We start from the raw sequence: 8,484 nt of genomic DNA, 5'->3' as shown, positions 1-8,484 counted from the left end.
CATTATCGCCGCACAGGCCTTTCAGGCAACACCGAGAGAGCATGCTATTGCCGTTGTAGTCGGTTTTTTTCCCGCACTGGCAGCCTGGGGTCTTCTCATCCTCGAAGCAGGCCTTAGAGCGGCAGGGACGAGTGCAGGGACATTGGGGCTGGACAAGCTCGCTACCCAAATCCCCCCAATCGCAGGTATGATTTCACTGGAGCGGGGTTTTATCTTCACCTCCATGATTCTTGCCGCCATGACGGTGTCCCTCATCGATAAAAAGTATAAAAATGCTGCACTCTGGGCTTTTGCTGCAGCTCTTATCAGCCTTACGGGACTTATTCATGGGTACAAGATTGAAGGCGGCGCTATTGTTAATGCCTATGGTATTAATCCCACAACCTGGCCTTTTGCGCTTGGGTATACTGGGGTGGCGCTTGTGTTTTTGATTTTGGGGATGGGGAAAGAGGGTGCTTCTTTGCAGGGTGGAGAAGGGGATTGAGGTGAGGTATCCACGTGAGCTTTAGATGTAGTCCCCTCTCCCCTGGCGGAAGAGGGCTAGGGTGAGGGGGGCATATTCTTTAATGTTGCTCGCAAACTTTAAGAAAACAACTCATCCAGACTATAGAGCTTTACCTTTTTCTCCTTAAGCGCTGCCACACCCTCACGGATTTCATCCATAAGATCCCTGTCAGCCTGAATGGCAACGGTCTCCTTCCAGCCTTCAAATCCATCAGGGCTTACTAAAATAGCTGCCGGAACGCCGTTCTTCGTAATAACAATTTCCTCGTCTACTGCCTTCACTTCATCAACAAGGTCGCCAAGTTTCATCTTAACTTCCGAAAAGGGCAATGTTTTCATTTTATACTCCTTGAGTTAAATATTACTTAACCAGAGCTCTTGACTAGTATGGCGTTTATGAGAGGGGTAGGTCAAATGCTTTGTAATAAGAATTAAAGAATTGCTCTTTTAGCCCCTATAGCCAAGGGGCTTTTTTCTATATGGATTTGAGTGGACTGGAATGTCTCGACAACTAGACTAATCTCATCGGAAATATTTCAACCTTTCATCTGATTTTTAATGAGTTCTTCCTGAAAGCATCAACAAACGGCCAATACGCAAAATACTAGATTACAATCCGTAATCGACATAAAAATGCAATCCAAAATGTATCTGATATACTGTTATTAACAGGAGGATTACTTCCAGGAAGTGTGATTCCCCAATACTTTCCTTGAGTGTAAGATTTCTATCGTTAATCAATGATAGAATTTTATTAACCATATTACGGGTAACTTGATAATAATCTATTCTACTGTATGTTTCTCCTCGGGCATGACTCTCCTTTTAATTCTGCCCCGGTGTTATGTTTGTCATGTTAGAAATTGATCCAATTTAGGGGACAGGCAAATTTAATTGATGAGTTATGAACTGGTATCAACTTGACATAGATAAGGTCTGCCACAAGCTTAAATCTTCAGAAGCAGGCATCACAGAAGACGAAGCTGCAAAGCGCCTGAATCTGCACGGCCCCAATGTTCTGACACAGGAAGAAAAAAACAGCAGACTCAAGGTCATCCTCCATCAGTTTACAAGCCCCCTCATATATATCCTCCTTATTGCAGCTGTAGTCACCTTTTTCCTTGATGAATATATTGATACAAGCGTGATTATAGCTGTTGTAGCACTGAATGCGGTCATAGGCTACTTTCAGGAATTCAGGGCCGAAGAGAGTATCCGGGCCCTTAAAAGTATGCTTGTTCCAAGGGCAAGAGTACTGCGCGATGGCAAGGAGATGGAGGTCAACAGCGAAGTGCTCGTACCGGGAGATATTGTATTCCTCTCTTCGGGTGGAAAGGTACCGGCAGACTTAAGGCTTTTAAAGGCCATTGAAGTCAAAACTGATGAAGCACTGCTGACGGGGGAATCACTCCCTGTTGAAAAATCGATAAATCCTATTCCGGAAAAGAACCTGACGCCGGGAGACCAGAAGAATATGGCCTTTATGGGAACGGTGGTGGTAAGTGGACGGGCAAGGGGAATTGTCGTTGAAACAGGGGCCGACACAGTCTTGGGCCAGATTGCTGAAGAGGTAAGGGAAGTCCAGGCCTTCAGGACGCCGCTACAGGAAAAACTGGACCGCTTTGCCAGGCTGATCGGCATCATTGTCGTAGCTTTTTCCATTGCTATGATGGTCATCGGCGCCCTTATGGGCGAGAAACTTTCCGAAATGTTTATGGTTGCCGTAGCTACCGCTGTTTCTGCAATACCTGAAGGGCTTCCCATTGCTGTTACAATCGCCATGTCTATAGGTGTGGCCAGAATGGCAAGGCGAAATTCAATCATAAGAAAACTTCCTGCTGTTGAGACGCTGGGGAGTACTACGGTCATCGGTTCTGATAAAACGGGAACACTCACAAAAAATGAGATGACAGTAACACTCCTGTATGACGGTGAGCATGTTTACGAAATAACGGGAAGCGGGTATGAGCCGGAGGGGGAGATATTGCTGGATAAAATGCCCCTTGGTGGGAATCAGCTTAAAAAGATACAACAGATGCTGAGGGTTGGCCTTCTATGCAATGAATCAAGGTTATATGAGGAAGAGAACCGCTTCAAGGTTGACGGTGATCCGACGGAAGGGGCGCTTATCGTGGCAGCCCTGAAAGGGAGTCTGAATTTAGAGGAGGAAAAGGAGAAGCATCCTGTTATCGCACTCCTCCCCTTTGAGTCCGATCGGGGGTACATGGCAACACTCCACAGCGTTGAGGGTAAAAAAATCGTCTTCATAAAGGGGTCCCTCGATAGGATGCTCGATATCTGCACTGAATGCATGATTAATGATATTCCTCGAAAAAATGCCTGGGTAGAGAAGGCTGAAGCCTTTGCAAGGGAAGGTTTAAGGGTTCTTGCTATGGCTTGGAAAGAGGTCCCGCCGGAAACAGAGGAGGTCACGCATCAGGATATCGAGTCAGATCTTACATTTGCAGGAATTCAGGGAATGATCGACCCGGAAAGGCCGGAGGTGTTAATGGCCATCAGGGGATGCAAGGAAGCCGGCATCAGAACTGTCATGATTACTGGCGATCATGCCATAACAGCCCATGCCATAGGAGAAAAGCTAGGAATAATCGATGGGAATTCAACGGTCCTCACCGGAAAAGAGATAGAGCGGATGAGCGAAGAGGAACTCTTCAAGAAGGTACAGACCGTCTCCATCTATGCCAGGGTTTCTCCCCAACATAAGCTGATGATTGCTCAGCAGTTGGTAAAACATGGGGAGGTAGTGTCAATTACAGGTGATGGTGTCAATGATGCACCTGCACTCAAAGCGGCTCACATAGGGGTCGCCATGGGAAAGGAAGGAACAGATGTCGCAAAGGAGGCCTCCGACATGGTCCTTACGGATGATAACTTTGCATCCATATTCGGGGCTGTTGAGGAGGGAAGGATCGTCTATGATAATATAAAGAAGGTAACACTATTCCTCGTGTCATGCGGTTTTGGAGAGCTGATCACAATCCTTGTGACTATACTGATGGGACTACCACTACCCTATATCCCCGCACAGATCCTCTGGCTGAATCTTGTCACCAATGGCCTTCAGGATGTGGCTCTTGCCTTTGAACCGGGAGAAAAAGGAATATTGAAAAGAAAACCAAGACCCATAAAGGAAGGTATCCTCTCAACGCTAATGGTTCAGAGGACCCTGCTTATGGGGACCGTCCTTGCCATAGGGACACTCTATATTTTTATTGAACGTCTAAATGCGGGTGTCTCCGTTGAAGGTGCTAGAACGGCCGCATTGACTACCATGGTCTTTTTTCAGTTCTTTCAAGCCTATAACTGCCGTTCAGAGACACAGTCCATCTTCAAAATGGGCCTCAGGAGCAATCCCTTTCTCCTTTTGAGTATAACGGCCGCTTTATTTGCGCAGCTCGCGGTGCTATACGTTCCAGCCCTCCAATGGATATTCAGGACAGAAGCAATATCTATGACTGGATGGATAGAAATTATTGCCGTCTCACTGTCAATTATCATAGCAGTAGAAATAGACAAGTGGCTGAGGAGAAAGAAAGAAGAACTATGAGCATAGCTGCATTTATGAAAGGATCAACTTTATATTTAATGAAATCATCTCCTCAGGAAATGTGCAACCTTGAAAAATTCAGTTAGATTTAAGATATATTTGCTTCTCACTTTCAACCAGTAATCATCAAATAATCTTATCATTAAAGTTGTTTAGTAGCAGGTGAACTAAATAATTGAAAACTTCTTCTGAAAACTATTCTAATCAGGCTGACAACATCCCTGTCCCCATGATGTTATGGTCATGTTAATTAGGTTCAGCGACCGCTTGATTTGCAGCCACTGTAAGAATTAAGGGCACATCCAAATAAATCAAAAGTTGCCCAGTTTGCCTCCCCACCAAGACCGTTTGATTTCACCCCCCATCTGTATATAACTAATCTACAGTATTTCGTCATGAAACAGGCGTCATTCATCATATTTATAAGCTTCCTGCTTATAAAATCTTTTACCTTTTCTCACGCCGGAGATGTGAGAATTCTATTCGTAATAATTAAAATGATATAATCGTACAAAAGGTAATTCTATTTCACGAAAATCGTTGGACAGGAAAATATGACTGAAATTCACTATCTCAACGAAACACACATCCTGGTATTTCTGGTTCAGTTATCCATCCTTCTTCTCGGTGCCCAGTTGATGGGAGCGCTCTTTCGTCGTTTCGGATATCCTGCTTTGGCCGGAGAAATTCTGACGGGTATACTGCTCGGCCCGACCATATTAGGCAGGCTATTCCCCCCCATCTACGAGGCCCTCTTCCCCAGAAATATTATCCAGCAAAATATGCTGGAGACCGTTTCCTGGTTAGGTGTTCTTTTTTTACTGTTGGCCACGGGATTCGAGGTAAACATTTCAAGCATGTGGAGACAAGGGAAGGCTGCTATTACGGTTGGTACGGTTGGCGTCATTATTCCTATTCTTATTGGAGTAGGGGTCTTCTATTGGTTTCCCAGCGAACTTTGGGGCGCAAAAGCGAACCGGCTGACTTTTACCCTGTTTATGGCGACAGCGGCGGCTATCAGTGCGATTCCCGTCATTGCCAAGGTTCTGCACGATTTGGAAATACTGAAAAGCGATCTGGGTTTTACGACGCTCTCCGCTTTTGTAATCAACGATATGTTGGGATGGATGGTATTCACGCTGGTATTGGGATTAGCCGTTGAACAAGAGGCGAACGTGAATACGGTTTTTCGAATTTTTTTCGAAATCACTCTCTTTGGAACGGTTTGTCTGACTGTAGGCAGCAAGATGGTCGGCGCTATTTCAATAAAAATTAAAAGGAGTTCACTGCCCCATCCGGCAACAAATTTAAGTTTTATAGCTTGTTTGGCGATGATTTGCGGTGCTATCACTCAGTGGATCGGAATTCATGCAATTGTCGGTTTTTTTCTGGCAGGCATTATGGCCGGCAATACGTCCGAAATCTCGGAGCGAACGCGGGAAATTATGTCGCAGATGGTCTATTCTATCTTCGTACCGCTTTTTTTCGCAACCATCGGCTTGAAGATTGATTTCGTTGCCAATCTGAATTTATATGTAGTGCTTATATTTACCCTGGTCGCCATCGGTAGCAAATTCGTCGGCGCCTGGATTGGCGGTATGTTGGCTAAAATGTCGAAAGAGAGCGCTTTATTTATCGGAATCGCTCATATACCGGGTGGAGCCATGGAAATCGTGCTCAGTTTATTGGCTCTGGAACTGGAACTGATCTCGGAACCTGTCTTTGTCGGGATTGTTTTCGCTGCTCTCCTCTCATCTGTCATAGTCGGTCCCCTGTTAGGATGGTCCATCAAACGCCGCCGTAAGGTCAGGATCGGTGATTATCTTTTACGTAAGGCCGTAGTTCCCAATATTGAAGGGAAAACACGGTGGGACGTTATCCCCGAACTTTGTGAAGCTGCCGCACGGGCTGTCAATAAGGATGCAGACTTGCTCATTGCCACCGTTCAAAAACGGGAAGAGATCATGTGCACCGGGTTGGAAAAGGGACTTGCTATCCCTCACGGGCGTCTAAAAAAACTAAAAAAGCCGATCGTGGCTTTCGGGAGATCTCCATTGGGTATTGACTGGGACGCAAAGGATGGCCTGGCCACGCATTACGTGTTTCTGGTTTTGTCCTCAGAAGACGATGAAGAAATTCATGTGCAAATTCTTTCGGCTATCACCCATTGCATGTCGAATCCCAGGCTACAGGGAAAAATAATGGCTACCGACGATGCAGAAGATCTTTTCCGTCTGGTAAAATCCGAATTGCTGCACGACAAACTAAATAAATAAAGAAAAGGCGATAACAAATGTCATTTAATAAGAAAACATTTTATGTATTTATGATGATTGGCATGCCTGGAATCACACTGCTATGCTACGGTGAAACAATAACTGACAAAACTTCAATAGAAGAGCTTAAGAAAGAAACAGAAGATTTGCTTGAGGCACTTAATACCTATACCGTTAATCAGAGGGAAGAAGCAATTGGTCAAACAAAAACTGCATTAGACAATCTTGATAAGCGCATCGATGCACTGGAAGCGCGTATCGATGAAAGCCGGGAAAAAATGGATAAGGCCGCCCGTGAAAAAGCACGGGCTAGTCTTAAAGCGCTACGCAAGGAGCGGACGAAGGTAGCTGAATGGTATGGCAGTTTGAAAAGCAGTACTGGTGATGCATGGGAGAATATGAAAAAAGGCTTTTCAAATGCCTATAAATTACTCAATGATGCCCTGGAAAAGTCCCTAAAAGAATTTTCTAACAGATAGAATGGCCTGACAATTTGTGGGCGCTGATAGTACGGTAGAAACTATGAAATTGCCACAACAAAATCCAATGGTGCAAAGGACCGACACTATTATACAGATCCTGACGTTCTGCGCAGTTATTTTCTACTCGGCGCCACTTGCGCTAGCGGTAGGAGAACCTCATAGTACTACAGCCGAGGGTTTAAACCAGGCTCTCAGCCGTGGTGTTGTTCCCTACCCCATCCACAAAGGCGAGCGTCAGCGCAAGATAGCCTTAACCTTTCTTGACGTTGACCTGAAAGCCCTCCAAAAACAACGCGTAGTTAAGCAAGACGGGTGGGCTTTCACAGGCGCTATTACATACGGATTGAGCGAGCACTGGGGGATCGGTTTCACAGGTGCTTACTGTAAACTTTCGGGTCCACATAGCCTCAACAATTACGGTTCGCCCCACCGGCACACACCCTTCAACTCTCCCAAGCTTCCCTATGATAAAACAGTGATGGGCGACGGTAGCGGCGAAGCCTACGCCGGTCTTGTGTCATTGATCTGGGACTACCGGACGGGTGACAAATTCCGCCTCCCTATATATTTTGGTACAGGCTATATGTCGGTTAAGGCTCGCGCCGAAAACAGGCAGCTGGGCCTTAAGGTTACCGGGGAGGTTCATAGTGCGGTACTTCATTGGGGATTTGCCCCCTCCTTTAATTTAAGTAAGTTCCGAACTGTATTGTTCTTTATGCGAGCCGAACCGCTTGATCCGGGCAAGGGTGAAATTGTGGATTACAATCCCACTACCGGAGAAGTAAATAATCGGGCCGAGTCTAAGTTGTCAAGTGGCGGTTTTTTGCCTAAGGATGCCGGTTTAGCTGCCCTTGGACTGGAATTCACTTACAAGCCCTGGGGACTTGGATTTACATATATTCCACCGAGGGAGGGTGCGTCTGCTTATGGTCTGAAATGGACGCATCGATGGGGTGGAAGTGATGATTGATTTAGTACGGTAGAAACTATTTACATCGACCACCAGAATGCCTTGTTTTCAGTCTTACATTTAGGACATTCCTTGCCGGAATAATCCTCATTTGTACAATCAGAGTAGGCAATAGGCACCTGAATAAAAACGAAAATACTTATTCCCAGGGTAACCCAATACCATGGCGATATTTCGTGCCAGTACAGATACAAGGTTACGAACATTAGTATTATAGAAAACCAGAAAAAATAACCCGGTGAACTTGAACCTCCCGGTCCAGGCTGGCCCCAGTCCAAATGATATCTGGTTCCGCATTTTTTGCATTTCATTTTATTAAACCGGCAATTAATCAGGTTGCATTAATACCTGCTTCCTTACTGAATTGTCACACCGGATTTTGACCTCCCCTTTGTCCCTCCTTGGCAAGGAGGGGATATATTTGTTCCTCCCCTTACAAAGGGGAGGTTAGGAGGGGTAAATTACAATACCATTAATTGCCGGGTAAAGAGATGATTGATTCAGCTTTACCTGATCTCCTTCTTCACCCTCTCCAGAATAACATCCACATCCCCCAAAGTTACCCTCGAAAACCAGACATTCTGAGGGTGAAGCATCACATTAGGTCCATCGTCACAAACTCCCATGCAGCTAGTAGATGAGAGTCTGACCAGGCCTTTCCAGCCGCGGTTTTTTACTTCTTTT

The 8,484-nt window shown here is 45.5% G+C and carries 6 protein-coding genes; 5 read left to right on the top strand and 1 reads right to left on the bottom strand.

Annotated elements, in window-relative coordinates; genetic code table 11:
• Positions 1 to 484: NCS2 family permease (locus OEV42_20825; GenBank protein ID MDH3976714.1), on the top strand; the 484-nt coding region annotated here is incomplete at its 5' end.
• Positions 485 to 582: 98 nt separating this feature from the next.
• Here the strand turns inward: OEV42_20825 and OEV42_20820 are convergent.
• The gene (locus tag OEV42_20820; GenBank protein ID MDH3976713.1) at positions 583 to 843 is read right to left on the bottom strand and encodes a type II toxin-antitoxin system Phd/YefM family antitoxin; all 261 of its coding nucleotides are present in this window, start codon (positions 841 to 843) and stop codon (positions 583 to 585) included.
• A gap of 565 nt (positions 844 to 1,408) precedes the next feature.
• Here OEV42_20820 and OEV42_20815 point away from each other — a divergent pair.
• From OEV42_20815 to OEV42_20800, 4 genes are all read left to right on the top strand, one after another.
• Positions 1,409 to 4,072: an HAD-IC family P-type ATPase gene (locus OEV42_20815; GenBank protein MDH3976712.1), complete on the top strand. Its 2,664-nt coding sequence runs from the start codon at positions 1,409 to 1,411 to the stop codon at positions 4,070 to 4,072.
• Between the two features lie 554 nt (positions 4,073 to 4,626).
• Entirely contained in the window at positions 4,627 to 6,348 is a 1,722-nt protein-coding gene (locus OEV42_20810; protein MDH3976711.1) for a cation:proton antiporter, read from the top strand.
• Between the two features lie 17 nt (positions 6,349 to 6,365).
• Positions 6,366 to 6,827, top strand: a complete 462-nt coding sequence (locus OEV42_20805; protein MDH3976710.1) for a hypothetical protein — start codon at positions 6,366 to 6,368, stop codon at positions 6,825 to 6,827.
• Positions 6,828 to 6,894: 67 nt separating this feature from the next.
• Positions 6,895 to 7,800: a hypothetical protein gene (locus OEV42_20800; GenBank protein MDH3976709.1), complete on the top strand. Its 906-nt coding sequence runs from the start codon at positions 6,895 to 6,897 to the stop codon at positions 7,798 to 7,800.
• Positions 7,801 to 8,484: the final 684 nt, after the last annotated feature.

It is taken from the genome of Deltaproteobacteria bacterium (genome assembly GCA_029860075.1).
In the GTDB taxonomy this organism is placed as follows: Bacteria; Desulfobacterota; JADFVX01; order JADFVX01; family JADFVX01; genus JAOUBX01.
This window is presented reverse-complemented; position numbering and strand designations above follow the sequence as displayed.